Source organism: Bradyrhizobium sp. LA6.1 (assembly GCF_040547805.1).
Taxonomy (GTDB): Bacteria; Pseudomonadota; Alphaproteobacteria; order Rhizobiales; family Xanthobacteraceae; genus Bradyrhizobium; species Bradyrhizobium barranii.
Genome location: NZ_JBEPQK010000021.1, coordinates 16,317 through 42,097, shown reverse-complemented (window position 1 = coordinate 42,097; position 25,781 = coordinate 16,317). Strand labels below are relative to the sequence as shown.

Genomic DNA, 25,781 nt, shown 5'->3' with positions numbered 1-25,781 from the left:
GAACATGGGTTCTGAACATACCGCAAAGGCCTTCGACACCGACCTCCAGGAGCTCACGCGCCTGGTCGCCGAGATGGGCGGCATCGCCGAGCGCATGATCGTCGATTCCGTCGACGCGCTTATCCGCCGCGACGTCGCGCTCGGCCAGCGCGTCGTGACCATCGACGCCGAGCTCGACGCGCTCCAGAAGAAGATCGAGGAGCGCGCCGTTCTCACCATCGCGCGCCGCCAGCCGATGGCGGTGGATCTGCGCGAGATCGTCGGCGCCATGCGCGTCGCGACCGATCTCGAGCGGATCGGCGACCTCGCCAAGAACATGGGCAAGCGCGTCGCGGCGCTGGAGACGGATTTCCATCCGCTCAAGCTGTTCCGCGGTCTGGAGCACATGACCGACCTCGTGCAGCAACAAGTCAAGTCGGTGCTGGATGCCTATGCCGCGCACGATCTGCCGGCGGCGATGGCGGTGTGGAAGGGCGACGAGGAAGTCGACGCCATCTGCACCTCGCTGTTCCGCGAGCTCCTCACCTACATGATGGAGGATCCGCGCAACATCTCGTTCTGCATCCATCTGATGTTCTGCGCCAAGAACATCGAGCGCATCGGTGACCACGCCACCAACATCGCCGAGACCGTGTTCTACATGATCGAGGGCCAGGCGATCACCGACAAGCGGCCGAAGGGCGACATGACGACCTTCGCCACGACGGTCCCGAACACTTAAGGAGCGACGAACACCATGGGCGCACGCATTATGGTGGTTGAGGACGAGGAAGCTCTCACCGAGCTTCTCCGCTACAACCTCGAAGGCGACGGCTATGACGTCGAGACGGTGATGCGCGGCGACGACGCCGACACCCGCCTCAAGGAGCACATCCCCGATTTGATCGTGCTCGACTGGATGCTGCCGGGCCTCTCCGGCATCGAGCTGTGCCGGCGGCTGCGCACCCGGCCCGAGACCAAGCAGCTCCCGATCATCATGCTCACCGCGCGCGGCGAGGAGAGCGAGCGGGTGCGGGGCCTTGCGACCGGCGCCGACGACTACATCGTCAAGCCGTTCTCGGTCCCGGAGCTGCTGGCACGCGTGAAGGGCCTGCTCAGGCGCGCCAGCCCGGAGCGGCTTGCCACGGTGCTCGCCTATGGCGACATCGAGCTTGACCGCGACAAGCGTCGCGTGGCGCGTTCGGGCCGGCCGATCGATCTCGGTCCGACCGAATATCGTCTGCTGGAGTTCTTCCTGGAGCATCCCGGCCGCGTGTTCTCGCGCGAGCAGCTGCTCGACAGCGTCTGGGGCCGCGACATCTACATCGACGAGCGCACCGTCGACGTCCATATCGGCCGCCTGCGCAAGCTGCTCAATCTCGGCCGCGAGCAGGACCCGATCCGCACCGTCCGCGGCGCGGGCTACGCACTGGACGATCGTTTTGCGAAGGCGGAGCAGGCGTAAGGGGTTGCTGTGGCAGACGTGATTTAGCGGGCTGCCACCGCATCCTCGATGTCGTCCCTGTGAACTCAGGGGACCCATAACCACAGGGAGTGGTTTGGCGACGACTCGGAGTGATCATCCCGCGCAATAACTACGCGCCGGGATTATGGGTCCCTGCGTTCGCAGGGACGACACCGAGTGAGTTGAGCCGTCATCGCGTGACGGCGCCGTCTTCGTAGTCAGCTAATCCGATACCTCAGCGCGGACCCGGCTTCACCGGCGCGCGCCGGCGATCGGCCGCGGGCTGATACGCCACGCGCGAGTGCTGGGCGCAGTAGGGCAGGCCGGAGAGCGCCTTGCCGCCGCAGAAGAAGAAATCCGGGCTCGAGGGATCGCCGACCGGCCAGTGGCAGGTCGCCTCGTTCAGCTCCAGCAGCGACAGCCGCTGGCTCATCGGCACGACGTTGTCGTAGGTGACCGGTTCGGCCTCGACCTCGACTTCGAAGGCCTGCGCCAGCGCGGTGTTGCCGCGCGCGATCGGGCGTGTCACCCGCATCATGTGCTGGGCGGGGCGCGCCTTGCGCGGCCGCGGCGCTGCCGATGAAGGGCTCTTGGCGCGGCCCGACAGGCCGAGCCGGTGCACTTTGCCGATTACGGCATTGCGGGTCACATTGCCGAGTTCAGCGGCGATCTGGCTGGCCGAAAGCCCGGCCTCCCAGAGCTTTTTCAGCTGCTCGACGCGATCATCCGACCAGGTCAAAACGGTCATTGCACCCTTTCCTTCGCCGGCGCCTGCCATCCTGGCGGCCGCACGGCGAATGCCTAAGCTTCGAAAAACCCGTGCCGCCAGAATCCCTTAAGGCTCGCCGGGCGCACCAGATGCGCCCGAACGCTTACGCCGGTACATGAGGACTTAGAGGATCAGAACTGCTGCACGAGATGTCGTATCTGACAAGCCAAACGCTACAATATGGCGTGACTCACGCGCAAGAGTCCGCCGACTCGCTTCCACATGTTCCGTGGCGGAAATACGCAAAATCGCCACCGCAAGACTACGGATTCTGCGTTTCGCGAGGCTTTCCGGGCGGCATTGACACCGGTTTCACCAGGCATAAGATAGTCACACGTGCCGCCCTTAAAAGGCGGCACGTTTCGTTTTCCGGGCCGGTCAATGGTGCGTTGCGCAATGCACGCTCACACCGTCCGCAACATTCAAGTGATCGTCATGACTAACAGCGCAGCGCCGCATTTGCTCCCCGTTTTTGCCAGGTCCGACCTCGGTTTCGAGCGCGGTGAAGGCTGCTGGCTGATTGCGACCAATGGCGATCGCTATCTCGATTTCACCTCGGGCGTGGCGGTGAATGCGCTCGGCCATGCTCATCCTGCGTTGGTCAAGGCGTTGCAGGAGCAGGCCACCAAACTCTGGCACATGTCGAACCTGTTCCAGAGCCCGGACGGCGAGAAGCTCGCCGCGCGTCTGTGCAACGAAAGCTTCGCGGACTTCGTGTTCTTCTGCAATTCCGGCGCCGAAGCGCTGGAAGGTGTGATCAAGCTCGTCCGCCATCATCACTTCTCCAAGGGTCATCCGGAACGTTACCGCATCATCACCTTCGAAGGCGCCTTCCACGGCCGCACGCTGGCAACGCTCGCCGCGACCGGTTCGGCAAAATATCTCGAAGGGTTTGGCCCGCCGATGGACGGCTTCGACCAGGTCCCGCATGGCGATATCGAAGCCGTCAAGAAGGCGATCGGTCCGCAGACCGCCGGCATCCTGATCGAGCCGATCCAGGGCGAGGGTGGCGTGCGTTCGGCAACGCCCGCCTTCCTGAGGGCGTTGCGCCAGCTCTGCGACGAGAAGGGCCTGCTGCTCGCGTTCGACGAGGTGCAGACCGGCATGGGCCGCACCGGCGATCTGTTCGCGCATCGCCGCACCGGCGTCACGCCTGACGTGATGTCGCTGGCCAAGGCGCTCGGTGGCGGCTTCCCGATCGGCGCGGTGCTGGCGACCGCGGATGCGGCTGCCGGCATGGGGCCCGGCTCGCACGGCTCGACCTTCGGCGGCAATCCGCTCGCGATCTCAGCTGCCAACGCCGTGCTCGACGTCATGCTCAAGCCCGGCTTCTTCGACCACGTGCAGAAGATGTCGCTGCTGCTCAAGCAGAAGCTCGCCTCCGTGATCGATCGTTATCCCGACATCGTCAGCGAAGTGCGCGGCGAAGGCCTTCTGATCGGCATCAAGGCCGTGGTGCCGTCAGGCGATCTCGGCGCGGCGTTGCGCAACGAAAAATTGCTCACGGTCGGCGCCGGCGACAATGTCGTGCGCTTCCTGCCGCCCTTGATCGTCACCGAAGCCGAGATCGAGGACAGCGTCGGGCGGCTCGAGCGCGCCTGCGCCGCGATCTCGTCCAGTCAGACCAAGCGGGCGGCAAGCTGATGAGCAAGTCCCCGAAGCACTTTCTGGATATCAACGAGCTCCCGTTGTCGGAGCTCAAGAGCATGCTCGCGGCCTCCTCCGCCATGAAGGCGAAGCAGAAAGCGCACCAGCCGGTGAAGCCGCTGGAAGGCAAGACGCTGGCGATGATCTTCGAGCGTCCGTCCACGCGCACCCGCGTCTCGTTCGACGTCGCCATGCGCCAGCTCGGTGGCGAGCCCATCATGCTGACCGGCGCCGAGATGCAGCTCGGCCGCGGCGAGACCATCGCCGACACGGCGCGCGTGCTGTCGCGCTATGTCGACGCCATCATGATCCGCATCCTCAATCACGAGGCCCTGCTGGAGCTGGCGGAATATGCGACGGTGCCCGTCATCAACGGCCTGACACGGCGCTCGCACCCTTGCCAGGTGATGGCCGACCTCATGACCTACGAAGAGCATCGCGGCTCGATCGAGGGCAGGACGGTGGCCTGGACCGGCGACGACAACAATGTGCTGGCGTCCTGGGCGCATGCCGCCGAGCGTTTCAAGTTCAAGCTCAATGTCGCGACGCCGCCGGAGCTTGCGCCGAAAAAGGTGATGCGGGACTTCATCAAGGCCACCGGCGCGCCGATCGTGCTCGGCACCGATCCCGAGGCCGCCGTGAAGGGCGCCGACTGCGTCGTCACCGACACCTGGGTGTCGATGGGCGACAAGGAAGGCGAGCACCGTCACAACGTGCTCAAGCCCTATCAGGTCAATTCGAAGCTGATGTCGCTGGCCAAAACCGATGCGCTGTTCATGCATTGCCTGCCCGCCCATCGCGGCGAGGAGGTCACCGACGAGGTGATCGACGGCCCGCAATCGGTCGTGTTCGACGAGGCCGAAAACCGCCTGCATGCGCAGAAGGGCATTCTGGCCTGGTGCTTTGACGCGGTGAAGTAATCTCACTTGTAGCCCGGATGGAGCGCAGCGAAATCCGGGTTTGTGTCCGCAGTTGGAGTGGTCCCGGATTGCGCTACGCTCCATCCGGGCTACGCGGGCTATCGCGTAATCCTGTGGCTATGGGTCCCGTATCAGCGCTTTGCGCGCCCCGGGACGACATCGAATTTGCAGGATCCTGTGCGATCATAAGTGCATCCGGAACACACCGCCCTTGAGCCCTCTTCCATTTTCCTCCATCGACCCCAGATAAAGCGCCATGGTTTCCCAATCCCCTGACATGAATACCGGGCCTGAAGGCCCGGTTCGCGCACCATCAGCGGTTCCCATCGATGACGCCGTGCTGCCGTACGAGGTCGACGCACTCGACGTGCGCGGCCGCCTCGTGCGGCTCGGTCCCGCGCTCGACGAGATCCTGACCAAGCACGATTATCCCGCTGCCGTGGGCAAGCTGCTCGGCGAGGCCATCGTGCTGACGACGCTGCTCGGCTCGGCGCTGAAGTTCGAGGGCCGCTTCATCCTCCAGGCCCAGACCGACGGTCCGGTGTCGTTCCTGGTCGTCGACTACATGGCGCCGGATCGCCTGCGCGCCTATGCGCGCTACGATGCCGAGCGCCTCGGCGAGACAAAGGATTCCGGCACGCTCCTCGGTAACGGTCATCTCGCCATGACCATCGACCAGGGTCCCGACATGAGCCGCTACCAGGGTCTGGTCGCGCTCGACGGCGGCAGCCTGGAAGATGCCGCCCACGAATATTTCATGCGCTCCGAGCAGATCCCGACGCGCGTGCGTCTCGCGGTCGGTGAGGAGTGGCGCTCGAACGACGGCGGCAAGCATCGCTGGCGCGCCGGCGGCATGCTGATGCAGTTCCTGCCGAAGGCGCCCGAGCGCGCGCGTCAGGCCGATTTGCATCCCGGCGATGCGCCCGAAGGCGCCGAGGTGCATGCTGTCGCCGAAGACGACGCCTGGGTCGAGGCGCGTTCGCTGGTCGAGACCGTCGAGGACGTCGAGCTGATCGACCCCGAACTCTCCGGCGAGCGGCTGCTGTTCCGCCTGTTCCACGAGCGTGGCGTGCGCGTGTTCAATCCGCTGGTGCTGAAGGCGCAATGCTCCTGCTCGCGCGACGCGGTCGGTGCGATGCTGAAGAGCTTCTCGCCCGACGACCGCGCCGCGATGGTCAAGGACGACAAGGTCGTCGTGACCTGCGAGTTCTGCTCGTCGGTGTACCAGTTCACGCCGCACGAGGCGGGCGTGGAAGACGCGTAGGCATCGCATCCTCCGTCATTGCGCGCGCAGCGAAGCAATCCAGCCGTAGGGTGGGCAAAGCGCAGCGTGCCCACCATCTTATGCGCCACGTTTGGAATGGTGGGCACGGCGCTTTGCGCCTTTGCCCACCCTACGGCACCGCGCTAATTCAACACCCGCTTGTTGTCCGGGCTGTCCAGCGAGAATGTCGGCACGTCGATCTCGAAGCGTTCGCCGCTTTCGCTGACCATCTGGTAGCGGCCGGTCATGAAGCCCGAGGCGGTCGCGAGCGGCACGCCGGAGGTGTATTCGAAGCGCTCGCCGGGAGCCAGGGTCGGCTGCTCGCCGACGACGCCCTCGCCCCTGACCTCCTGCTGGCGGCCGGTGGCGTCGGTGATGATCCAGTGCCGCGTCTTCAGCTGCACGGTTTCGTCGCCGGAATTGGTGATGACGATGGTGTAGGACCAGAAATAGCGGGAGCGGTCAGCCGACGACTGCTCCGGAACAAAGTTCGGCTCGACGGTCACTTCGATCTGGCGGGTCACGGCGCGATACATGGCTGCCATCATAACGAAAACCCGGCCGGGAACCAACGCCCGCAGGCGGTTTTGGTGACATCGTGCCGCCAGAATTGCCGAGGAAGTAGACCCAATGTGATCCGGCCGCTTTGCGAGACGACGGCCAGACCTGTACACTCCATGACACGTCGCGATTTGCGGAAGGGTTTCGAACCCCCGATGACCATTGCCGACCAAGTGACGGGATCGACGATCGCGGGAACCGGCAAGCCTGCGGAGGCCAGACCTGCGGAGGCGAAGCTGCGCTCCGCCGCGCCGGCCATCACGCTGCCCGCCATCGGCGAGCGCGAGCTCCGGCTCGACCTGTTCCGCGGGCTCGCACTGTGGCTGATCTTCGTCGACCATCTGCCGCCGAGCCTTTTGACCTGGTTCACGATCCGCAATTACGGCTTCAGCGACGCCACCGAGATCTTCATCTTCATCTCCGGCTACACCGCGGCGTTCGTCTACGGTCGTGCCATGCTCGAAAGCGGCTTCGTCGTCGCTACCGCGCGCATCCTACGGCGCGTCTGGCAGATCTATGTCGCCCACGTCTTTCTGTTCACGATCTTCCTCGCCGAAATCTCCTACGTTGCGACCAGGTTCGAGAACCCGCTCTACACCGAAGAGATGGGCATCATGGATTTCCTCAAGCAGCCCGACGTCACGATCGTGCAGGCGCTGCTGCTGCGCTTTCGTCCGGTCAACATGGACGTGCTGCCGCTCTATATCGTGCTGATGCTGGCGCTGCCCTTGATCTTGTGGCTGATGAAATGGCGGCCCGACGTGACGCTCGGCCTCTCGGTTCTGCTCTACGCGGTGACCTGGGAATACGACCTCTATCTGTCGGCCTATCCGAACGGCTTCTGGGCGTTCAATCCCTTCGCCTGGCAATTGCTTTTCGTATTCGGCGCATGGTGTGCGCTCGGAGGTGCGCGACGCATGTCGCGCATCCTGGCGTCCCGCGTCACGATGTGGATATCGATCGCCTATCTGGTCGCGGCGTTCTACGTGACGCTGACCTGGTATGTGCCGCAGCTCTCCCACTTCATGCCGAGGCGGCTCGAGCAGTGGATGTATCCGATCGACAAGGCCGATCTCGACGTGCTGCGCTTCACGCATTTCCTGGCGTTCGCCGCACTCACCGTTCGCTTCCTGCCCCGGGAATGGCCGGGCCTGAAATCGCCCTGGCTGCGGCCGCTGATCCTCTGCGGCCAGCATTCCCTGGAGATCTTTTGTCTCGGCGTCTTCCTCGCCTTCGCCGGCCATTTCATCCTGGCCGAAGTCTCCGGCGGCGCAGCCATGCATGCGCTGATTAGTCTCTCCGGAATCCTGATCATGTGGGGCGTTGCGTGGGTGATTTCGTGGTACAAGCGCGTGGCTGACAAGAGCGGTGCGAAAACCAAAAACGCCGTCGGCAACGCCGATCTGGCGGGAGGGGGCTGATGAAGGCGAAGGTTCTCCTGAGCCTGGTCCTGCTGTGCGGTAACCTCGCCGCGCCCCTGGCGCGCGCGGGCGATGCCGTGCCGGCTGCTCCGGCCGCGCCCCCAGCCTGCGAATTGCCATCCTATCTGCTCACCACTGAAAGCCAGCTTCCCCGGGTCGCCGATGCCATCAAGGCCGGCAAACCGCTGGAAATCCTGGTCATTGGCAGCCGTTCGACCACGATTCCGGCCTCGGAGGACAGCTCCTATCCGGCGCGCATGCAGGCCATCCTGCAGGACAGGCTGCTGCCGTCGGAGACTGTGCACGTCTCCGTAGAAATACAGAGCAAGAAGACGGCCGAGGAGGCGGCCGCCACCTTCGTTAAGCTGATGGAAGCAAAAAGGCCTACTTTGGTCATCTGGCAGACCGGGACTGTGGATGCTATCCGAGCGATTGATCCCGATGATTTTCGCGGGGCGGTGACCGAAGGGGTTTCCGCGCTGCAAAAAGCAGGGGCTGACGTCGTGTTGATGAACTTGCAGTACAGCCCGCGTACCGAAACCATGATCTCGGTGCCGCCCTATCTCGACAATATGCGGGTGGTGGCGCAGGAGCATGACATCCCGCTGTTCGACCGTTTCGCGATCATGCGGCAGTGGAATGATCAGGGTCAGTTCGACCTGTTCAGCCCGTCCCGCGGGCCAGAGCTGGCGAAACAGGTCCATGACTGCCTTGGCCGGGCGTTGGCACAGTTTGTGATCGACGCAGCCCATCTGGGGCCGGCCCAGCAGCAAAATTGAGGTCTAGCGTTAATGAGTTCTCTCCGCCCTTTTTGGTTGACGGCATGGCTGGCTGCGCCCGCGGCGGCTCTGCTGATGCTGACGCCGGTGTCGCTGGCACCAGTGCAGGCGCAGGCCACGCAGGCAACGCCCGCGCCGCAGCAGGCCGCTAGTCCGGCTTCCGCTTCGCCCTCCCAGACCACCGTCGCCGCGACGTCCCACGAGCAGCGCGGCGTGACCGCCCGCGCCATCGACAAGGTGAAGCAGGTCGCGAAATCCGCCGGGGACATTTTCAGCCGCGTGCCCTGCCTCACGCCGAAGGGTGGCTCGAAGGCGATGGGCTCGCTGCCGCATGTCGCGGGCAAGCTCGTCGCCGGCAAACCCGTCGTGATCGTTGCGTTCGGCTCGTCGTCGACGGCAGGCTATGGCGCGAGCTCGCCCGATTTCAACTATCCGAACCGTCTCGCCGCGCAGCTCCGCCGGCAATATCCGACCGCCGACATCACCGTCATCAACGCCGGCGTCGGCGGCGAGGACGCACCCGAGATGATGAAGCGCCTCCAGAAGGAGGTGATCGACGTGCATCCGGATCTCGTGATCTGGCAGGTCGGCACCAATGCGGTGCTGCGCAATCTCGATCCCGGTGACACCGCCAAGATGGTCGAGGACGGTATCTCCCGCATCCAGGCCGCTGGCGGCGCCGACATCGTGCTGGTCGATCCGCAATATTCGCCAGCCGTCAACCAGCGCAAGGAGAGCGCCGGCAAGATGGTGCACCTGCTCGGGAAGGTCGCCGAGCTCCGTCACGTCGGCATCTTCCCCCGCTTCGAGGTGATGCGCGACTGGCACGAGAATCAATCGATCCCGGTCGAGAGTTTCGTGATCGCCGACGGCCTGCATATGAACGATTGGGGCTATGCCTGCTTCGCGCAGATCCTCGGCGACGACATCATCCGCTCCGTCGGCCAGATCAAGCTCGGCGTCAACGTGCCCGCGGACGTGCGAACGTATCGGCCGATGTAGGCTCGGTGCCGTAGGGTGGGCAAAGGCGCGCTCTTCGCGCGCCGTGCCCACCATCTATCGGCGATATGATCGTGAATGGTGGGCACGCTTCCGCCTTCGCTCTTCGAGCTACGGCGGACAAGTCGCTTTGCCCACCCTACAAGAGCCCAATCGCCTCACGCCTTCTCCAGCGCCGCGGTCAGATCCTCGATCAGATCGTCCACATGCTCGAGCCCCGCCGAGAAGCGGATGAAGCCCTCGCTGATGCCGAGCGCGGCGCGGTCTTCCGGCTTGAGGCGCTGATGCGTCGTGGTCGCCGGATGCGTGACGAGGCTCTTGGCATCGCCGAGATTGTTCGAGATTTTTGCAAGCTTGAGCTCGTTGAGCACGCGGAACGCACCCTGCTTGCCGCCCTCGACCTCGAAGCCGACCAGCGTCGAGCCGCCGCGCATCTGCTTCTTCACGAGAGCTGCCTGCGGATGATCGGCGCGGCCGGGATAGACCAGCCGCGAAATCTTCGGATGGCTCGCCAGCACGTCGGCGATGCGTCCCGCCGTCTCGGTCTGCGCGCGCACGCGTACGCCCAGCGTTTCCAGGCCCTTGAGCAGGACCCATGCGTTGAACGGCGAGATCGACGGGCCGGTCTGGCGCATGAAATTGTGGATGTGCTCGGCGATGAACGCTTCCGACGACAGGATGATGCCGCCGAGACAACGGCCCTGGCCGTCGATGTGCTTGGTCGCGGAATAGACGACGACGTCTGCCCCTAGCGCGAGCGGGCTCTGCCAGATCGGCGTCGCGAACACGTTGTCGACGACGAGCCGCGCGCCGCCGCTGTGCGCGATCTCGGCGATCCCTGGAATGTCGAGCACGTCGAGCGTCGGGTTGGTCGGGCTCTCCAGGAAAAACGTCTTGGTGTTCGGCCTCAAGGCGCGCTGCCACTGGTCGAGATCGGCTCCGTCGACCAGCGTGGTCTCGATGCCGTAGCGTGGCAAGAGATCCTGAATGACGTAGAGACACGAGCCGAACAGGGCACGGGAGGCCACCACATGATCGCCGGCCTTCAGCGGCGCCAGGATCGCGGTCGTCACCGCGGCCATGCCGGTCGCCGCCGAGCGGGCGGCTTCGGCGCCTTCGAGCTCGATCATGCGGCGCTCGAACATCGAGATGGTCGGGTTGGAATAGCGCGAATAGATGAAGCCGGGGTCCTCGCCCTTGAACCGCGCCTCGCACTCCTCGGCGCTGTTGTAGACGTAGCCCTGGGTCAGGAACAGCGCCTCCGACGTCTCGCCATATTGCGAGCGCAGGGTGCCGGAATGGACCAGTCGGGTTTCGGGACGGTATTGCGTGGTGGACGCCGGGGACTTCGACATAGGACCTCCTCTGCGTGACCATCGAAAATGGTCACAAAAAAACCGGCCTGGATAACTTCCACGGGCCGGGATCACAGAGGTCCCCGGCCTGTTTAGCGACTTATTTAACGTGGCTGCAAGCCGGCCGGCTCAAATCACCACGGGATAAGTGATGCTCATATTCCGCAATGGCCTTTCCGTCAAGGCGTCCATCGGATAGCCGTAAAAGGCTGCTATTTCCCGCATGTCCGGATGCATTTGACCCCTGACGAGGACCCCCGGTTGAGCTTCACGGTTGCCGCCGACGCCAATGGTATCCTGCCCGACCGCATGATCGCGGCGATGGCGAAGGCGGGCCTCATCCTGCCCGCTTATGACTTCGTCGAAAGCCAGATCCAGCCGGCGAGCCTCGACCTTCGCCTCGGCGACATCGCGTATCGCGTTCGCGCCAGCTTCCTGCCGGGTCCCGGCGCGACCGTCGCCGAGCGCATCGACGAGTTGAAGCTGCACGAGTTCAGCCTCGCCGATGGCGCGGTGCTGGAGACCAACTGCGTCTACATCGTGCCGCTCCTGGAAAGCCTGGCGCTGCCGCCGGAGATCGTCGCCGCCGCCAACCCGAAAAGCTCGACCGGCCGGCTCGATGTCTTCACCCGCGTCATCGCCGACGGCACCCGCCGCTTCGACATGATCGGCGCCGGCTATCACGGCCCGCTCTACGCCGAGATCAGCCCGAAGACGTTTCCGGTGCTGGTCAGTGAGGGCTCGCGCTTGAGTCAGGTGCGCTTCCGCACCGGAGATGCGATCCTCAACATCGACGAGCTCGAGGCGCTGCATGCGACTGAGCGTCTCGTCGATCTCGATGATGCCGATCTCACCGGCGGCGTCGCCGTCTCCGTCGATCTCTCCGGCGAGAAGGCCAACGGCTTCGTCGGCTATCGCGCCAAGCGCCACACCGGTGTCGTCGACGTCGACCGCCGCTCCGGCTATGCGGTGGAGGATTTCTGGGAACCGATCTCGGCGCGTCCCGACGGCAGCCTGATCCTCGATCCCGGCGAGTTCTACATCCTCGCCTCCAAGGAAGCCGTGCAGGTGCCGCCCGATTACGCCGCGGAGATGGTGCCGTTCGATCCCCTGGTCGGCGAGTTCCGCGTGCACTATGCCGGCTTCTTCGATCCCGGCTTCGGCTATGCCGGCGCTGGCGGGCAGGGATCGCGCGCCGTGCTCGAAGTGCGCTCGCGCGAGGTGCCGTTCATCCTCGAGCACGGCCAGATCGTCGGCCGTCTCGTCTACGAGAAAATGCTGTCGCGCCCCGACGCGATGTACGGCCAGCGCATCGGCTCGAACTACCAGGCGCAGGGGCTCAAACTATCGAAGCATTTTCGGGTGTAGCTACACACCCTACTGTCATGCCCCGGCTTGACCGGGGCATCCAGTACGCCGCAGCCTCTCGATTGACTACTGCCGGGATGCAAGCTGAAATCCGGCTGCATGCGAGGTGGCGAGATGAGTGTTCAATCCGAACTCGACGCAAGGATCGTCGACGACGTCGCGGACGCGCTGATCTATTCGGATCGCTCCGGCACCATCACGCGCTGGAATCGCGCATCGACCACACTGTTCGGCTTCTCGGCGGACGAGGCGCTCGGCCAGAACCTCGATCTGATCATTCCCGAACATCTGCGTGCCGCGCACTGGAAGGGCTTCGAAGCTGCGCTTGCCACCGGGGCGATGAAGCTCGCGGGCAGGCCGACGCTGACCCGCGCGTTGCACAAGAGCGGACGCAAGCTCTACATCGAGATGACCTTCGCGCTGGTGCGCGATGCCGGTGGTGCCGTGGTCGGATCGGTCGCGATGGCGCGCGACGTCACCGAACGCGTCGAGCGCGAGCGCGCGGCCAGGCTTGCGCAAAATTCGTGATGCGGAATTGACGGGCTGGCGTGCAGGGCGCTCTGCTTGAGCGTCAGGTTGCCTCGTACAGGGCGCAGTGACACACTCGATCAAAACAACGATCGGGAGCGAACATGACCGCCGCAACAGACGCAGCAGAGGAAGCGCAATGGAAGCGCTGGCGTGCGGTCGCCGACCTCTATCACGCCTATTTCACCGGACTCATCCTCACCGTCGTCACACGGCGCGGCACGGCGGATGCTGCCGAATTCGTCTTCCGCGTGTTTCGCCGCCAGCAGCAGGAGCGCTTCCTGCCGGGGCTCGAAAAGCTCGGTCTCAGTCATCTGCCGCCTGCGGTGGCCGCCGCGCAATATCACTATCTCTCCAACTGGATCGGCGGCGTGCATGTCGAGTACATGTATGAGAGCGATCGCAAAGCCTGGATCCGCTATCCGCCGCCGCGCTGGATCTGGAAGGGCACCGCGATCTGCGGCGTGCCGGGTGAGGTCAGCCGCGCGATGCTGCGCGGCTGGCACGCCAACAATGGCGTCGCGCTCGGCGATACCAGGCTCGGCTTCGTCTGCACCAAGCAGAGCGTCGACGGTCAGGATGGGCTCGAAGGCTATTATTATCAGTACGACCACCCGCTCGAGCTGGATCAGCGCCTGGTCTTCGCGCGTCATCTGGAAGCGCCGCTGTTCGATGCGAAGAGTGCGCCTGCGCTACCTGTTTCGAGCTGGCCAAAACCGCGGCTGGAAAAAGCCTATCGCAACTACGCGATGGAATATGTGCGCACCGCCGCGCCCGTGATGGTGCAATTGTTCGGCCCGGAAGACGCCGGCTATCTCCTGCACCTCACCGGCAAGCTGATCGGGATGCAGTATTTTGACGAGGTCGCGGCGGCACTGTCCATGAGCCGCGGTGGCGCCAGCGAGTTCGCAGCGTTCCTGAATGCGCTGATTGCCGCGCAGGATGACTCTGCCGAGACGACCGCGTCAGAAGGCACGTTTGAATTTCGTCAGCAGAGCTGGAAGCTGATGGATGACGTCGCCGACTATCATCGCGCCTGCACCAAGGTGCTGGAAGGGTTGTTCGAGGGGCTCGCTGCCGGATGCGGGCGGCACATCGGCGTGCACCTGCGCCCGACAGCGGGCGGTCGGCCGCCGCTGGTGTGGACCATTGAGTAATTCCACCACTTGAAATGCGCTGCCGCAGGGCACGCCTGCATCCGGCGCAGGAGGAATCGGCAATTGCCGTGCTAAGCCTGTCGCCGCGCCTTCCGCGCGAAGAAATTTATTGGCACACCTACGCATTGCCGCGCCGCGAATGGCCTGCGCCCGGGAGAGGACATGTCCGACATCGCCGAAATCCCGGTCGATGAACAAGAGCGTCCGTTGCCGCCGCCTCCGCGGCCGGTACGAAGCGCGCTGATGGACGGGCCGATTCTGCGCACGCTGCTCGGCCTCGCCTGGCCGAACGTGGTCGCGCTGTCGGCCGGCACCTGTGTGGTGATCGCGGAGACCTCCTATATCGGCCGGCTCGGCGTCGAGGCGCTGGCGGCAATGGCGCTGGTGTTTCCGACAGTGATCCTGACCATGACCATGTCCGGCGGGGCCATGGGCGGCGCCGTGGCGTCGGCCATCGCGCGGGCGCTCGGCGCAGGCGACCGCGAGCGCGCCGGCACGCTCGCCGCACATGCGCTGCTGATCGGCATCACCTTCGGCCTCGTCTTCATGCTGGGCATGCTGATCTTCGGGCCGCGCGTTCTGGAAATGCTCGGCGGACGGGGGGATGTGCTGACGCATGCGGTCGCCTACACACAGGTGTTTTTTGGCGGGGCCGTGCTGCCGTGGCTGCTCAACACCATGGCGGGCGTGTTGCGCGGCACCGGCAACATGAAGCTGCCCTCGCTGTTGATGCTGAATTCCGCGGTCATGCAGGTTGTGCTTGGCGGCACGCTGGGCCTCGGGCTCGGGCCCGTGCCGCAGTTCGGCATGCGCGGCGTCGCGGCCGGCTCGCTGATCGCCTATTCCGTGAATATCTGCGTGATGGGCTGGTACCTGTTATCCGGCCGCGCCCGAATCGTGCCGAAACTGCGCGGGCTTCGCGTTCAATGGGCGATGTTCTTCGATATCCTGAAGGTCGGCGCCATCGCCTGCTTCTCGCCGCTGCAATCGGTGCTGACGATCTCGATCTTCACCCACATGCTGGCAAAGTTCGGCACTGCGATCCTCGCCGGCTACGGCATCGGCGCGCGGCTGGAATTTTTGCTGACCTCGATCGCGTTCTCGTTCGGCATCGCTTCGGTGCCGATGATCGGCATGGCGATCGGCGCGGTGCGCATCGCGCGCGCCCGGCGCATCGCCTGGATCGCCGGTGCGAGCGCGTTCGTCGCCGTCGGCGCGCCGGCGTGCCTCGTCGCGCTGTTCCCGGATCTCTGGGTCAACATCTTCACCGACAGCGCAACGGTGCGTGCGACCAGCCATCAATATCTGTCGACGGTGGCGCCGTTCTACGCCTTCATCGGGCTCGCCTCGACAATGTATTTCTCGTCGCAGGGCGCGGCCAAGGTGATCGGGCCGGTGCTGGCGCAGACCGCGCGCCTGATCTACATCGCGGCGATCGGCTGGTGGCTGTCGACGCACGACGCCACCGCGCAGAGCTTCTTCTGGCTGGCCGCGAGCTCGATGGTCGTGCTCGGCCTGCTCTCGAGCTCCAGCGTGGTGCTGACACGCTGGGGGCCGCGCGAGAGCAAGCCTGCGATCAGGCCGGCTCTGTCGGCTGCCGATTAGCGGTGCCTGTGGCGGCGATGGCCGCCACCGCCGCCGACATTGGCGAGCCGCATCAGCTGCGGAATCATCGCCATCATGTCGCCGCCGCCGGAACCACCCAGCATACCCATGATGTCGCCGCCACCCATGCCGCCCATTCCGGTCGGCATGTAGCCGCCTGCGCCCATCGGCGTGTAGCCGCCGTAGTTCGGCGCGCCGAAGCCACCGCCGAAATTGCCGCCACTCAGGCTGCCGCCGCCCCCCATCATGCCGCCGAGCCCGCCGCCGCCGTTCTCCATCATGCGGCTCATCATCGGACCCATGGTCTGCATCAGCATGGCGAAGCGGCGCTTGCCCATCTTCGCCTTCATCATCTCCAGCATCGGCGCCATCTGGGTCATCATGTCCTCGCCGCCGGCGCCTCCGCCGCCGAGGAACTGCGCCTTTGCCGGCGCGCTCGAGATCGAAAACAGCAGCAGCACGGCGGCCGCCTGGCAGATCACCTTATCCGCACCTCTCATGGCCTGCTCCTCGCGTGCGTGGCTCCGCCGGGAGAGCGGAGCCAACCGGACGCACGCGGCCATGGTTAGGGCCGGCGAGGGCAGGGCTCTGTGCGAAAGATCACGCAGCCACGGCCGGGAACGCCCGGTGTATTGCGGCGACGGCGTCCCTGGTCTGCCCCTGGACATAAGCCGCAAGCTCGTTCGGCAGCATGTCGATGATCCAGACAAGGCGGCAGCTCGCCTCGCCCTCGGCGATCACCTGCACCGAGGCGCTGTAATGCCTGAGCCGCTCGTTGTTGATGGCGTAGACCAGCCGCTGCCGCGCATCGTCGCAATCGACCAGCACCTCGCGCGCCACTGATCCATTGGCGAAGGTTACGATGCGTGCATCACCGTCGAGCGTGCAGGCGGTGACGAAGCCCGGCGCCAGCCGCTGAGGCAGCGCGCCGAAATCGCGTACGGCGTCCCAGACGTCGCGGGCGGGAACGGGGAGGGGGATGTCGTTGTGGATGGAGGCCATGAAGGTGTCCTTGATTGAGAGGTTCGTAGGGTGGGCAAAGGCGCGCTCTTCGCGCGTCGTGCCCACCATTCATCGGCACAGTCGCACGCGATGGTGGGCACGCTTCCGCCTTCGCTCTTCGAGCTACGGCGGACAAGTCGCTTTGCCCACCCTGCGAGTGCTCGTGCGCGGCGGGCTCACACGCAAACCGCCTCGATGTTGTTGCCATCGGGATCAATCAGGAACGCCGCGTAGTAGGTCGGGCTATAGTCCTTGCGCGGGCCGGCGCCGCCATTGTCACGGCCGTCGCTCTTCAAGCCTTCGCTGTGGAATGCCTTGACCGCATCATGGTCCTTGGCGCGAAACGCGATATGCGCGCCGTCGGCCTTGCGTCCCTTGTTCAGGTGCAGCCAGAGCGCCGGCTCGCCCTTCGGCCCGAAGCCCGCATAGCCGTCGCCGCTCGAGCACAGGGCGTAGCCGAGCGGCGCCAGCACCGCGGTGTAGAAGCGCGTGGCGGCGTCGAGGTCGGCAACACGCAGTCCGATGTGGTCGTACATGATCGTCTCCATTGCAAAGCGCGCCGCAACTGGCGCGCGCCGGAGACGACCCTATTCAGTTGAGGGTCGCGCGCTCTTGGAGAATCTTGCGCTCGCCCTTCGACGCCTGCCGGAACTTCGTCGGCGACACGCCGGCGGCGCGATGGAAGGTGCGGACGAAATTGGAGAGATCGCCGAAGCCGACGTCATAGGCGATGTCGGTGACCGCGATGTCATCATCTGTCAGCAGCCGCGCCGCATGGCGTAGCCGCGAGCGCACCAGATATTGATGCGGGGTGACGCCGAGCACGGCCGAGAACAGCCGCAGGAAATGGAACGGGCTGAGGCCCGCCTGCCGCGCCGCCTGTTCGAGGTCGACCTCGGCATGCGAGTTGGCGTCGATCCACAGCGCGGCTTCGACTGCGCGGCGGCGGTCGCGTGCGGTGGGCGTGGCCGGCTTGCGCGCCTTGCCCGAGACGACATCGATGAAGCGGCCGGCCAGAATTTGACCGACCTCGTCGAGACCGAGGTCGCTGTTGCCATCTGCCGCCGTCTGGGCGAGCTCGCCCAGCACCATCAGCTCGGGCAGCGGCGGTGTCGCGCCGACCTGCCAGATCTCGCGCCGTCCCCCGAGGGCATCGACCAGGTCCTCGCTGAAGAAGAAGCCCAGGCAGACGTCGCCGCTGACGTGCTCATGCGTGCAGGTGTATTCCTCGCGTGGAGCGCCGACCAGCATCGAGCCCGCCACCAGCTCGAAGAAGCCGGCGCGGCACTGGCAGCCGAAGCTGCCGGAGCGGACATAGGCAATGGAATGCCCGGTGCGGCACTCCGCGAACGGCTTGTCGTCCGGTCCCGCATCGCAGCGAAACTCCGAGACCGTCATCGATTGCGTGGTCAGCAGCGTGGTCGCATCCATGCCACCTATCTAGGCATGGTCCGGACAAGTGTGTAGCGGTTGTCCGACAAGATCATGCCCAAAAAAACAAAGCTAAGGTGCGATTCCGATCGCGCCTTAGCTGGGCCTCGGTGGCGCAACGGGCAGCAGCACCTCGAACAGCGTCTTGCTCGCGACCGGATGGGCGCCCTCGAGCGCCAGCAGCCGCCGCTTGGAGATCACCCCGCCGTAAGGCGAGAGTCGGTCGGCGTAATTGCCGGCCTCCAGCACCCGGTGACAGGGCACGATCAGCATGTAGGGATTTTTGGCGATCGCCTGCGCCACCGAATGCGCGGCGCCGGAGGCGCCCAGCGCCTTGGCGATCTCGTGATAGGTGCGGGTCTCCCCGCGCGGAATGGCGCAGGCGGCTTCATAAACGCGCCGATGGAAGCCGGGGACGCCGCCGGCGTCCAGGCTGACCTCGGAAAAATCAGGGTCGCCGCCCTGCAGCAAGCCTGCGATGCCCTCGATCGCAAGCTCGGCATTCAGCGGAGGCTGCTGCTCGCGCGCCTCGGGATGGACCGCGAAAATCCGGCGGCGGGTATCGATCTCCCGCGCCTCCGGCAATTGCACGGCGACCACGCCGGTGCTGCTCCAGACGATGCCGCAGCGCCCTATGGCCGTGTTGAATATCGTGTAGCCACGCCCCAGCATGCACACGCCCCACTCAGTGCACGTCTCTCCCCAGACGCGCGATCATAACACCGCCACAATCCGGCGCACCTGGAATCTTACTGAAACGTTAAGAAGCGTCCGGCCGGGTGCGCCAAACCGCTTGGCGGGAGGCGCCGTCTCGGCTAATCAGAGCGGGCGCTGCATGCGCATAAGCGGGCGTAGTTCAATGGTAGAACGGCAGCTTCCCAATCTTTTGTGAAGCCTCTCCACCGTTACACATTGTGCCCGCAAACCCCTTGTTTTACAGTGGTTTTCGCGACTCGACCCTCGTATAGTTCGGCATGGTTATCCGCCTCAATCCATATGAAAGGCGTGCCAAATCGTGCCAATTCTTGGACTCACAGATCTCTCCGTTCAGTCGCTGAAGCCCGGCCTCTACATGGATCGGAAGACGCCAGCTTTTGGCTTGCGTGTCGGCAAGCGTCGAAAGACCTGGATCGTCCTCAAGGAGCCAAATCGCACCAAAATTCGGCTGGGTCACTATCCTGATCTCAAGCTCGCGGAAGCGCGCCGTCGCGCCTTCGTCGCCCTCGGCACTCCGGTCGGGCAGAAGGAAATCAGCATTGAGTTCGACCAAGCGAAGCTCGTCTTCGTTGAGGAAAATTACAAAGGCAAAAGCGGGCGCACAAAGTCTGAAACCCTTCGCCTCCTTAACCGCTTAGATTTTCGATGCACGCTCGATGAACTTGACGATGCAACGATTGAGCGTGAACTCGGGAAGCTTTCCGACGTGCCCAGTGAACAGCTTCACGCATTCCGCGCACTCCGGACGATGCTCCGATGGTGCACGAAACCTCCCCACCGCTACATCAAGCGCAGTCCGCTCGAAGGCTACCCGGCTCCGGGCAATGATAGGAAACGTAGCCGCATCCTGAGCGACGCTGAGCTCAAGAAGGTGTGGCATGTGTGCGAGGGCTTTTTCGGCGATATGATCCGGCTCATTATTTTGTGGGGATGTCGGAACGGCGAAATAGGACGGCTGCAGCGAGCCTGGCGTGAAGGGCGCGTGGTCACCATCCCCGGAGAATTCACAAAGAATGGGCGCGCGCACGCAATCCCGATCCTGCCGACGGCGCGTGCGATCCTCGATCGACAAGAAAAGATGGGCGACAATTGGCGAGACAAGAATACCGACTACTACTTCCCCGGTCACATCAAAGGTGCGCACTTCAACGATGGCTCGTGGGGGAAACTCAAAAAGGAGATCGACAAGCGATCAGGTGTGACTGGATGGCAGGTGCGCGATCTTCGGCGGACCTTCCGATCCATGCTCGCGCGCCTCGGAATATCGCGTGAGATCGCAGAGATCATGCTCAACCACGTGACAGGCGGGGGCAAAACCGACCTCGACGAGATTTACGACAGGTACGATTACTTACCCGAGAAGCGAGCTGCGCTGCAAAAGCTCGAAGCTCACGTAAAAAAATTAGTAGTTGCCTAGGAGGTCCTACGGCTCAGAGGGTATCAGGTGTTTTAAGCTCGTGCTTGATCTGCTCCGCTTTGAGCTGCCGCTCGGCCTCGTACCAGAACTCATCCATGCGCCCTTCCGGCTTCCCGGCCGCTTCCCAGAGCTTATACGCACGTGCTCGTATGTCGTCCTCGTAGACATGCGTCATGTGAACCTCCCAATGAGGCGCGACCTCGAAAGCGGGCCTGCTGGTTTGCTCGCATAGCGTGACGGCTTGGAGCTGATCGAGCCTGCCCTTGATCTCATCTGCGAACCTTGCCAGACGCTCCGCCGTCCCCTCATCGCTGATCAGGGGAATCGCGCGGTTGGCCAGTTCGAACTGATGTTGCAGCCTTTGAAGTTCTTCTCGATAGCCCATGAGCTGCTCCGGCTGCTTATATGACGCAGCAGAGCGAAGAATGTTCGTAGGATTACCCCAATGATCCGGGGCCTAAGGATTTCTTCGGTAGTGATTGTCGCACGGCCGCGTTGCTTCAGAATCGAGGCCCGTCGTGCTGTGAAGCGCCGATCGGAACCGATGGGTAACAGGAGACTTAGTTTTGGGGAGCATTCCTGAGCGGGATCCGCCAATGGCAATCGACGATTTCAAAGGGACAAGGCCGATATTTCTTCCCGAGCAATTTTTTGTGGGACGGATCGAAGGTTGGGCGGTGGTAGAAAGTCTGGTGGGCGGGTTGCTGAAGCGCGCGACAATCGCGGCGCACGGTGAATTCGAGTCAGACACGCAAATCGCTCTATTCACCGAGACTTACACATTCGATGACGGACATTCTGACACGTTGCATTGGACGATACGAAAAGGCGACGAGGGTAGGTACACCGGCCTCGAAAACCGACTCGAAGGCGAGGCCATAGGTGAGCAAGCAGGTTGCGCCTTCCATTGGAAGTATACCCGCGACACCCCGCAAATCGGTGGCAAATCTTTCAAGCTGAATTTCGACGATTGGTTCTATGCAATCGACGATCGCGCCTGCATCGTGCGTGGGAGTGCTGGACGTGCGGGCATTCCGTTTGCGACGGCGCACGTAACATATCGGAAGTTATGAAAAACCGTCGGATGAGCGGAGCTCGCCACGGACCAGTATGTCGCCGTCTATCAATCGCGGAATAACCAATCGCTTCTTTCGCAATATCAAAATCCGATCGTAGGCGTGTTCTCCTGTACTTGCAGGCCATGCGCGCCTGGGCCAAGCGAGCCAGGAACACCGAGCGGGCCGAGCTGCTCACGCGCCATGTCGTCCTGAGATTTTTCGAGCTCCACGTCGTTGATGGGGCGCGGCCCCATGCTCCGTCTTCCCAGACCCATCCACAGTTAGTCTTGCGATTCGCCGCGGGCCGCTCCAGAGCTCGACCACCGGATGCGCTTCGAGGAATTTCAATGATCGACGTCTCGCGTCGCCGTCGTCGCCGCACTCTAGCTCGTAGATCGCATGCGCGACTCCCCATAGATCGACAGCGTATGCCACGTAACGCATGGTCGTGCACTCATACGGCGATGGCGGACCGCCTCCGGCAGAAAGACAAGGCTCCTGAATTCACTTCGGATCAGCTTGTTTGTTCCTGCCAATTGCAGAAATCTTGGGCCGATCGAGCGCGCGATATGCAATCGCCCAAATGAATGCGCCCTATTAGTTGGCCGGCCCGGCTCGTGACGCTTTTCGCGCTGCGAGATTTACGAAGGCTGCCCGTTTTACGCCGGTCCCCGCTCGATGCGACAGGTATAATTACCTACCTGAAAAATGCCCCGCGCTGCGAAAGCTCGAAGCTTATTTGAAAAAACGGCTCGGCTAACCAGCAACTTCGGTTAAGCTCTCCTCGTCGGCTGACTTAACAGCCGTCGCGACGGCTCCAACCCCAATGGAGCTAAGCGATGACTGGCAAGGAAGTGGTCAACTGGCGTGGACTTAAGGCACTTGGAATCCCTTACAGCCGCACGCACTGGTTCAGGATGTGTTCGAGTGGAGAGGCGCCGCAGTTTTTCAAACTCGGCCGCCACAGAAACAGCCCGCCCGTGTGGTGGCTGCACGAGATCATCGAGTGGCTCGAAGCTCGCGCAACAGCCAAACCTGCCGACGCTCCAACAAAGTAGGAGCGGGGCTGGCCCTCCAAAGCCAGCCCTTCCTTCTTAGAGGCTTCCTGTCGACCTCGACCTTATGCCCCGCGGTACGCCCCGCCTTTAAGGTAAGGCGGGGTCAACGGTTAGCGGGCGCCAGCATGGGGCAGCATGCATAATCGACCAACCCGACGTTGACGTGCGACTTCATGCTTAGCGGCCTCTTTTGATGACGTCAGCCCCGCCATCGTCATAGCTGACGTTATGTCCTCAAGAGGTCTGCAGACAGAAGTAGGAATAGCCAGAGCATGTGGAATTATATTGAAGTGTTGAAAGGGAAACCACAAAGGAGAACCACGAACTGATGCTAGTAGGAGCTATGGCGAGAACTCTTGGACCTTGAACGTTCCTCGTGACGAGTCCTCGAATGAGTCGGCCTTTGATTTCCAATTTTATGTTTGTCCACTTTTTCGTTTTTCGTGAGTTTTGAATTTCAAGTTTTGCGATTGCGAAACGAGCAAGTCGCGCCTCGATCGGGTCGACTTGTCTATCAGCCATTGACGCGCGCCAATTCAGGACAAGAATCCAAAAGCTGTTCGCTCGTTTGATGCGATGCACGCACTATGACTTCAGTTCTCAAGTTCCTCGTTGTCCCGCCCGGCATGTCCCACAGACAGCGTCCGTCACGGGAATATCTGGTCATTCGTATGTTAAAAGTGCATACTTTGATCTTTGCAGAGGAGGGGTACTCCATGCAACTAAAGCTCAAGCGCTCCCAGCGCGCGGGCGGCATGCTCGGCAGCAAGGTCATATTTGGTCTCGATGCACGCACCGATCTCACGCCCGATGAAAAGGGATTGGTAAGCAAATACAGCCTTGGAAAGCTCGTCGTATACGACAGCGAGGCCCGCAAGAAACATGGCGAGGCCGCCTACGGCCATTTCGATGAAGGCGCAAGCAGCACAATTGGACGCTCGCTTTGGAAAAACGCCCGTGGAATTGCAAGCGCCGCCATGATGACGCTTTCGCTACGGGTCACCGTCGACAGCCTGACGGCCGGTCAACACATTGAATGCAAAGATCTCGACGAGCTGCTTGGTGCCGAGGCGGCCATTCTCAACGCCTGCAAGAGCCTCAAGGCATATCTTGAAACCGCGCAAACCTTCGACGGGCGGGAGGAGGTCGTTGAGTTCTAAGTTCCCAAAATACGAACGCCCTTCCCCCTTTACCCCGTTCCTGCGTCGCTTCACAGACGAGCGGGCACGCGATCTGGCTGAGACGATCGCGCTCTATAATGAGGTGCGCACCACGCATTTAGGTTCTGTCTGGGCCCATCCCGATGCCATCGAGCACCTCAACAGTTTAGTGGCCGAGCGGGTCGGTGAGATTGTCGCTCTGCCGACATCTTCTGGCCTGCTAAAGGCGCTCGACCACTGCCAGCAAGAAGTGCTCGCCCTCGAGACCACGATCTTTTCTTTCCCCGAACTGGACCTGAATGCTGCCGTGCTTTCGCTCAAGGAGCATGTTGATCTTCGCCACTATCTGCGGGCCAAACAACACTTCCTTGCCAATGACCCTCGCGTCAGTGAACTGCTCATTACGGCTCTGCGCGATGCCTGTTGGGGCCTTATTTCCAGCCTGCCTAACTTGTCCGAAAGCGTGGATGCTGCGCCGCTCACGGTTCCGCTCGTCTGTGTGCTGCGCGATCCTCACCAAGTTGTGGATCGGATTATCGGCACCATCTGCAGGAAGGAGAACATAGAGGCCGGCCTGTTTACGACGCTGTACCAGCGATTGTACGCCAATTTGTGCGAGGCCTCTGGGATCTCTCCTGAGGACGAGAAACCTCGCAGGCCAATGATTTACGCCGCCGAATCCGAGCTCCCGCCTATCGAATTGATCGAGACGTATCTGAAGGGCACTCCCTTCGTTGACCTCTGTATGTGCCCGGTGCCCTTTAGCATTCCTGCAAAGACCCGCTTCGAGCACCAATGGATCGTTGCGCCGCCAGGGGCCGGGAAGTCGACCCTCCTTCAATACCTGATTTTGCGCGACATCGAGCTTGTGGCCGCGGATCAAGCGTCGATCGTCGTCATGGAAAGCAACCGCGACCTCATCAAAGCGATCGAAGGTTTGCAGGTTTTCGCGCCCGGAGAACGCCTGGAGGGCAAGCTCGTCGTCATTGATGCCGAAGACATCGAATGGCCGGTCGCCCTTAATCTTTTCGACGTGGGAATCGAGGAGACGCAGTCCTACTCCCCCGCCGAGCATGAAGGCTTCCGCAACGCCGTGCTCGCGCTATACGACTACATCTTCAGCTCGTTGTTGTCGGCGGAAATGACCAGCCGTCAGAACACATTGTTCCATTTCACGATCGAGCTGTTGCTTACCATTCCGTCAGCCACGATCGATACCCTCATAGACCTGATGCAGCCCCGCGGCCTCACCCAATTCGAGCAGCATCTGTCAAAGCTCGATCCGGATGCTCGGCGCTTTTTTGAGCTGAAGTTCAACAGCAAGGAGTTTGACCGCACCAAGGAGCAGGTCGTTGATCGCCTGTTTGCCGTCAAACGCATCCGCACCTTGTCTCGGATGTTTGCAGCGCCAAGGTCCAAGTTCGACTTTTTCACGGAAATGGGCGCTGGGAAGGTTATTCTCATCAACGTGCCGCAAAGCCTCCTTCAAGAGGAGGGCGTGGAGATCGTGGGCCGCTTTTTCATTTCAATGATCTTGCTCGCCGCGCACAAGCGTCAGCTCCTTCCAAAGGAGCGGCGCCTCCCCTGTTTCGTCTACATCGACGAGTGCCAGGATTTCATCAAGCGCGATCCCAAGATACCGGTCATCCTTGACCAGGCACGTAAGCTCAATGTCGGTTTGGTCCTAGCGCATCAGCGCTTGCAGCAAATGCAGCCGCATGTCCTTGACGCGTTGTATGGTGCAACCGCAATAAAATTCGCTTCCAAAATCAGCGACGCGGCTGCTCATGCGCTCGCGCGCGACATGCGGACGACCCCAGAGTTCATTCTCAATCAGCCGCCATATCATTTTGCGGCATACATCCGCGGCATGACAAATGCCGCGCTGTCGGTCGGCGTGCCGGGGACTGACATGAATGCGATGCCGCGCATGACGCCGACTGAACATGCTGCCGTACGCAAGAGCATCCGAGAACGCTATTCGGTCAGGCCAGAGGCGCCGGCAGCTTTTCAGACGGATACGGGGGCGCGGGGTGCAACGTTAATAGAGCCGCCTGATGCTGGACCGGCGGCAGCGCCAGACCTTGGCGGCGATGATTGGCGCTCATAGGGGATAGAAGA

26 protein-coding genes and 1 riboswitch are annotated in these 25,781 nt (G+C 62.8%); of the genes, 17 read left to right on the top strand and 9 right to left on the bottom strand.

Annotated elements, in window-relative coordinates:
* Nucleotides 1–4: 4 nt before the first annotated feature.
* Nucleotides 5–721: a phosphate signaling complex protein PhoU gene (phoU, locus tag ABIB99_RS36540; protein ID WP_028155152.1), complete on the top strand. Its 717-nt coding sequence runs from the start codon at nucleotides 5–7 to the stop codon at nucleotides 719–721.
* A gap of 15 nt (nucleotides 722–736) precedes the next feature.
* On the top strand, nucleotides 737–1,444 hold the full coding sequence (gene phoB / locus ABIB99_RS36535) for a phosphate regulon transcriptional regulator PhoB (protein ID WP_014491300.1): 708 nt from the start codon (nucleotides 737–739) through the stop codon (nucleotides 1,442–1,444).
* Between the two features lie 235 nt (nucleotides 1,445–1,679).
* Here the strand turns inward: phoB and ABIB99_RS36530 are convergent, their stop codons facing one another.
* Nucleotides 1,680–2,192: a GcrA family cell cycle regulator gene (locus tag ABIB99_RS36530; protein ID WP_166348149.1), complete on the bottom strand. Its 513-nt coding sequence runs from the start codon at nucleotides 2,190–2,192 to the stop codon at nucleotides 1,680–1,682.
* Between the two features lie 456 nt (nucleotides 2,193–2,648).
* Here ABIB99_RS36530 and ABIB99_RS36525 point away from each other — a divergent pair, with 456 nt between their 5' ends.
* The 3 genes from ABIB99_RS36525 (at nucleotide 2,649) to ABIB99_RS36515 (ending at nucleotide 6,044) form a co-directional block, all read left to right on the top strand.
* The gene (locus tag ABIB99_RS36525; protein WP_212095151.1) at nucleotides 2,649–3,857 is read left to right on the top strand and encodes an aspartate aminotransferase family protein; all 1,209 of its coding nucleotides are present in this window, start codon (nucleotides 2,649–2,651) and stop codon (nucleotides 3,855–3,857) included.
* A complete protein-coding gene (gene argF / locus ABIB99_RS36520) occupies nucleotides 3,857–4,780 on the top strand; it encodes an ornithine carbamoyltransferase (RefSeq protein ID WP_354180396.1) in 924 nt (307 codons plus the stop codon). Before ABIB99_RS36525 ends, argF begins: the two co-directional genes overlap by 1 nt.
* 256 nt (nucleotides 4,781–5,036) lie before the next feature.
* On the top strand, nucleotides 5,037–6,044 hold the full coding sequence (locus tag ABIB99_RS36515) for an Hsp33 family molecular chaperone (RefSeq protein ID WP_354180394.1): 1,008 nt from the start codon (nucleotides 5,037–5,039) through the stop codon (nucleotides 6,042–6,044).
* Between the two features lie 143 nt (nucleotides 6,045–6,187).
* Here the strand turns inward: ABIB99_RS36515 and apaG are convergent, their stop codons facing one another.
* Nucleotides 6,188–6,580 (bottom strand): Co2+/Mg2+ efflux facilitator ApaG/CorD, encoded by a 393-nt coding sequence (gene apaG / locus ABIB99_RS36510; protein ID WP_014491305.1) that lies wholly within the window; start codon nucleotides 6,578–6,580, stop codon nucleotides 6,188–6,190.
* A 180-nt stretch (nucleotides 6,581–6,760) separates the two neighbouring features.
* On the opposite strand from apaG, the gene ABIB99_RS36505 reads away from it, so the two are divergent.
* From ABIB99_RS36505 to ABIB99_RS36495, 3 genes are read left to right on the top strand one after another with little or no spacing between them, the layout of a single operon-like run.
* Nucleotides 6,761–8,026 carry an OpgC domain-containing protein gene (locus tag ABIB99_RS36505; protein WP_063979876.1) on the top strand — a complete coding sequence of 422 codons (1,266 nt, stop codon included), beginning with the start codon at nucleotides 6,761–6,763 and terminating at the stop codon, nucleotides 8,024–8,026.
* Nucleotides 8,026–8,805: an SGNH/GDSL hydrolase family protein gene (locus ABIB99_RS36500; RefSeq protein ID WP_063979875.1), complete on the top strand. Its 780-nt coding sequence runs from the start codon at nucleotides 8,026–8,028 to the stop codon at nucleotides 8,803–8,805. Before ABIB99_RS36505 ends, ABIB99_RS36500 begins: the two co-directional genes overlap by 1 nt.
* Before the next feature lie 12 nt (nucleotides 8,806–8,817).
* Nucleotides 8,818–9,807, top strand: coding sequence for an SGNH/GDSL hydrolase family protein (locus ABIB99_RS36495; protein WP_354180391.1), 990 nt, complete (start codon nucleotides 8,818–8,820; stop codon nucleotides 9,805–9,807).
* Between the two features lie 155 nt (nucleotides 9,808–9,962).
* Here ABIB99_RS36495 and ABIB99_RS36490 read toward each other — a convergent pair whose 3' ends face one another.
* Nucleotides 9,963–11,159, bottom strand: coding sequence for an O-succinylhomoserine sulfhydrylase (locus ABIB99_RS36490; RefSeq protein ID WP_354180389.1), 1,197 nt, complete (start codon nucleotides 11,157–11,159; stop codon nucleotides 9,963–9,965).
* A 71-nt stretch (nucleotides 11,160–11,230) separates the two neighbouring features.
* Nucleotides 11,231–11,310: riboswitch (SAM riboswitch) on the bottom strand.
* An 80-nt stretch (nucleotides 11,311–11,390) separates the two neighbouring features.
* Between ABIB99_RS36490 and ABIB99_RS36485 the strand changes: the two genes are divergently transcribed.
* From ABIB99_RS36485 to ABIB99_RS36470, 4 genes are all read left to right on the top strand, one after another.
* Nucleotides 11,391–12,527 (top strand): 2'-deoxycytidine 5'-triphosphate deaminase, encoded by a 1,137-nt coding sequence (locus ABIB99_RS36485; RefSeq protein ID WP_371496797.1) that lies wholly within the window; start codon nucleotides 11,391–11,393, stop codon nucleotides 12,525–12,527.
* Nucleotides 12,528–12,641: 114 nt separating this feature from the next.
* Complete coding sequence (locus ABIB99_RS36480; RefSeq protein ID WP_063985928.1) at nucleotides 12,642–13,055, top strand: PAS domain-containing protein; 414 nt, start codon at nucleotides 12,642–12,644, stop codon at nucleotides 13,053–13,055.
* A gap of 104 nt (nucleotides 13,056–13,159) precedes the next feature.
* On the top strand, nucleotides 13,160–14,212 hold the full coding sequence (locus ABIB99_RS36475) for a hypothetical protein (protein WP_063979871.1): 1,053 nt from the start codon (nucleotides 13,160–13,162) through the stop codon (nucleotides 14,210–14,212).
* 162 nt (nucleotides 14,213–14,374) lie between these two features.
* Entirely contained in the window at nucleotides 14,375–15,817 is a 1,443-nt protein-coding gene (locus tag ABIB99_RS36470) for an MATE family efflux transporter (protein WP_231143699.1), read from the top strand.
* Here the strand turns inward: ABIB99_RS36470 and ABIB99_RS36465 are convergent.
* The 5 genes from ABIB99_RS36465 to ABIB99_RS36445 all read right to left on the bottom strand — a co-directional run bounded on the left by ABIB99_RS36465 (nucleotide 15,814) and on the right by ABIB99_RS36445 (nucleotide 18,922).
* A complete protein-coding gene (locus tag ABIB99_RS36465; RefSeq protein WP_063979869.1) occupies nucleotides 15,814–16,317 on the bottom strand; it encodes a hypothetical protein in 504 nt (167 codons plus the stop codon). The genes ABIB99_RS36470 and ABIB99_RS36465 overlap by 4 nt on opposite strands.
* 100 nt (nucleotides 16,318–16,417) lie before the next feature.
* Entirely contained in the window at nucleotides 16,418–16,819 is a 402-nt protein-coding gene (locus tag ABIB99_RS36460) for an SRPBCC family protein (protein WP_028148013.1), read from the bottom strand.
* Nucleotides 16,820–16,995: 176 nt separating this feature from the next.
* Nucleotides 16,996–17,355, bottom strand: coding sequence for a VOC family protein (locus tag ABIB99_RS36455; RefSeq protein ID WP_063985927.1), 360 nt, complete (start codon nucleotides 17,353–17,355; stop codon nucleotides 16,996–16,998).
* 55 nt (nucleotides 17,356–17,410) lie between these two features.
* A complete protein-coding gene (locus tag ABIB99_RS36450; protein ID WP_231143698.1) occupies nucleotides 17,411–18,250 on the bottom strand; it encodes a helix-turn-helix transcriptional regulator in 840 nt (279 codons plus the stop codon).
* Nucleotides 18,251–18,346: 96 nt separating this feature from the next.
* A complete protein-coding gene (locus tag ABIB99_RS36445; protein ID WP_063985926.1) occupies nucleotides 18,347–18,922 on the bottom strand; it encodes a methylated-DNA--[protein]-cysteine S-methyltransferase in 576 nt (191 codons plus the stop codon).
* A 343-nt stretch (nucleotides 18,923–19,265) separates the two neighbouring features.
* Between ABIB99_RS36445 and ABIB99_RS36440 the strand changes: the two genes are divergently transcribed.
* A complete protein-coding gene (locus tag ABIB99_RS36440) occupies nucleotides 19,266–20,384 on the top strand; it encodes an integrase arm-type DNA-binding domain-containing protein (RefSeq protein ID WP_354180384.1) in 1,119 nt (372 codons plus the stop codon).
* A gap of 13 nt (nucleotides 20,385–20,397) precedes the next feature.
* Here ABIB99_RS36440 and ABIB99_RS36435 read toward each other — a convergent pair whose 3' ends face one another.
* The gene (locus tag ABIB99_RS36435; RefSeq protein ID WP_354180382.1) at nucleotides 20,398–20,769 is read right to left on the bottom strand and encodes a DUF2934 domain-containing protein; all 372 of its coding nucleotides are present in this window, start codon (nucleotides 20,767–20,769) and stop codon (nucleotides 20,398–20,400) included.
* A 211-nt stretch (nucleotides 20,770–20,980) separates the two neighbouring features.
* Between ABIB99_RS36435 and ABIB99_RS36430 the strand changes: the two genes are divergently transcribed.
* The 4 genes from ABIB99_RS36430 to ABIB99_RS36415 all read left to right on the top strand — a co-directional run bounded on the left by ABIB99_RS36430 (nucleotide 20,981) and on the right by ABIB99_RS36415 (nucleotide 25,770).
* The gene (locus ABIB99_RS36430) at nucleotides 20,981–21,457 is read left to right on the top strand and encodes a DUF3833 family protein (RefSeq protein WP_354180380.1); all 477 of its coding nucleotides are present in this window, start codon (nucleotides 20,981–20,983) and stop codon (nucleotides 21,455–21,457) included.
* An 824-nt stretch (nucleotides 21,458–22,281) separates the two neighbouring features.
* A complete protein-coding gene (locus ABIB99_RS36425; protein ID WP_354180378.1) occupies nucleotides 22,282–22,500 on the top strand; it encodes a helix-turn-helix transcriptional regulator in 219 nt (72 codons plus the stop codon).
* Between the two features lie 716 nt (nucleotides 22,501–23,216).
* Nucleotides 23,217–23,660, top strand: a complete 444-nt coding sequence (locus ABIB99_RS36420) for a hypothetical protein (protein WP_354180376.1) — start codon at nucleotides 23,217–23,219, stop codon at nucleotides 23,658–23,660.
* Entirely contained in the window at nucleotides 23,650–25,770 is a 2,121-nt protein-coding gene (locus tag ABIB99_RS36415) for a type IV secretory system conjugative DNA transfer family protein (protein ID WP_354180374.1), read from the top strand. Before ABIB99_RS36420 ends, ABIB99_RS36415 begins: the two co-directional genes overlap by 11 nt.
* Nucleotides 25,771–25,781 lie beyond the last annotated feature (11 nt).

Excerpts from the sequence above, each read along its gene's own strand:
- phoU (WP_028155152.1), top strand. The coding sequence starts at position 5 with ATGGGTTCTGAACATACCGCAAAGGCCTTCGACACCGACCTCCAGGAG.
- phoB (WP_014491300.1), top strand. The coding sequence starts at position 737 with ATGGGCGCACGCATTATGGTGGTTGAGGACGAGGAAGCTCTCACCGAG.
- ABIB99_RS36530 (WP_166348149.1), bottom strand. The coding sequence starts at position 2,192 with ATGACCGTTTTGACCTGGTCGGATGATCGCGTCGAGCAGCTGAAAAAG.
- ABIB99_RS36525 (WP_212095151.1), top strand. The coding sequence starts at position 2,649 with ATGACTAACAGCGCAGCGCCGCATTTGCTCCCCGTTTTTGCCAGGTCC.
- argF (WP_354180396.1), top strand. The coding sequence starts at position 3,857 with ATGAGCAAGTCCCCGAAGCACTTTCTGGATATCAACGAGCTCCCGTTG.
- ABIB99_RS36515 (WP_354180394.1), top strand. The coding sequence starts at position 5,037 with ATGGTTTCCCAATCCCCTGACATGAATACCGGGCCTGAAGGCCCGGTT.
- apaG (WP_014491305.1), bottom strand. The coding sequence starts at position 6,580 with ATGTATCGCGCCGTGACCCGCCAGATCGAAGTGACCGTCGAGCCGAAC.
- ABIB99_RS36505 (WP_063979876.1), top strand. The coding sequence starts at position 6,761 with ATGACCATTGCCGACCAAGTGACGGGATCGACGATCGCGGGAACCGGC.
- ABIB99_RS36500 (WP_063979875.1), top strand. The coding sequence starts at position 8,026 with ATGAAGGCGAAGGTTCTCCTGAGCCTGGTCCTGCTGTGCGGTAACCTC.
- ABIB99_RS36495 (WP_354180391.1), top strand. The coding sequence starts at position 8,818 with ATGAGTTCTCTCCGCCCTTTTTGGTTGACGGCATGGCTGGCTGCGCCC.
- ABIB99_RS36490 (WP_354180389.1), bottom strand. The coding sequence starts at position 11,159 with ATGTCGAAGTCCCCGGCGTCCACCACGCAATACCGTCCCGAAACCCGA.
- ABIB99_RS36485 (WP_371496797.1), top strand. The coding sequence starts at position 11,391 with ATGCATTTGACCCCTGACGAGGACCCCCGGTTGAGCTTCACGGTTGCC.
- ABIB99_RS36480 (WP_063985928.1), top strand. The coding sequence starts at position 12,642 with ATGAGTGTTCAATCCGAACTCGACGCAAGGATCGTCGACGACGTCGCG.
- ABIB99_RS36475 (WP_063979871.1), top strand. The coding sequence starts at position 13,160 with ATGACCGCCGCAACAGACGCAGCAGAGGAAGCGCAATGGAAGCGCTGG.
- ABIB99_RS36470 (WP_231143699.1), top strand. The coding sequence starts at position 14,375 with ATGTCCGACATCGCCGAAATCCCGGTCGATGAACAAGAGCGTCCGTTG.
- ABIB99_RS36465 (WP_063979869.1), bottom strand. The coding sequence starts at position 16,317 with ATGAGAGGTGCGGATAAGGTGATCTGCCAGGCGGCCGCCGTGCTGCTG.
- ABIB99_RS36460 (WP_028148013.1), bottom strand. The coding sequence starts at position 16,819 with ATGGCCTCCATCCACAACGACATCCCCCTCCCCGTTCCCGCCCGCGAC.
- ABIB99_RS36455 (WP_063985927.1), bottom strand. The coding sequence starts at position 17,355 with ATGTACGACCACATCGGACTGCGTGTTGCCGACCTCGACGCCGCCACG.
- ABIB99_RS36450 (WP_231143698.1), bottom strand. The coding sequence starts at position 18,250 with ATGGATGCGACCACGCTGCTGACCACGCAATCGATGACGGTCTCGGAG.
- ABIB99_RS36445 (WP_063985926.1), bottom strand. The coding sequence starts at position 18,922 with ATGCTGGGGCGTGGCTACACGATATTCAACACGGCCATAGGGCGCTGC.
- ABIB99_RS36435 (WP_354180382.1), bottom strand. The coding sequence starts at position 20,769 with ATGGGCTATCGAGAAGAACTTCAAAGGCTGCAACATCAGTTCGAACTG.
- ABIB99_RS36430 (WP_354180380.1), top strand. The coding sequence starts at position 20,981 with ATGGCAATCGACGATTTCAAAGGGACAAGGCCGATATTTCTTCCCGAG.
- ABIB99_RS36425 (WP_354180378.1), top strand. The coding sequence starts at position 22,282 with ATGACTGGCAAGGAAGTGGTCAACTGGCGTGGACTTAAGGCACTTGGA.
- ABIB99_RS36420 (WP_354180376.1), top strand. The coding sequence starts at position 23,217 with ATGCAACTAAAGCTCAAGCGCTCCCAGCGCGCGGGCGGCATGCTCGGC.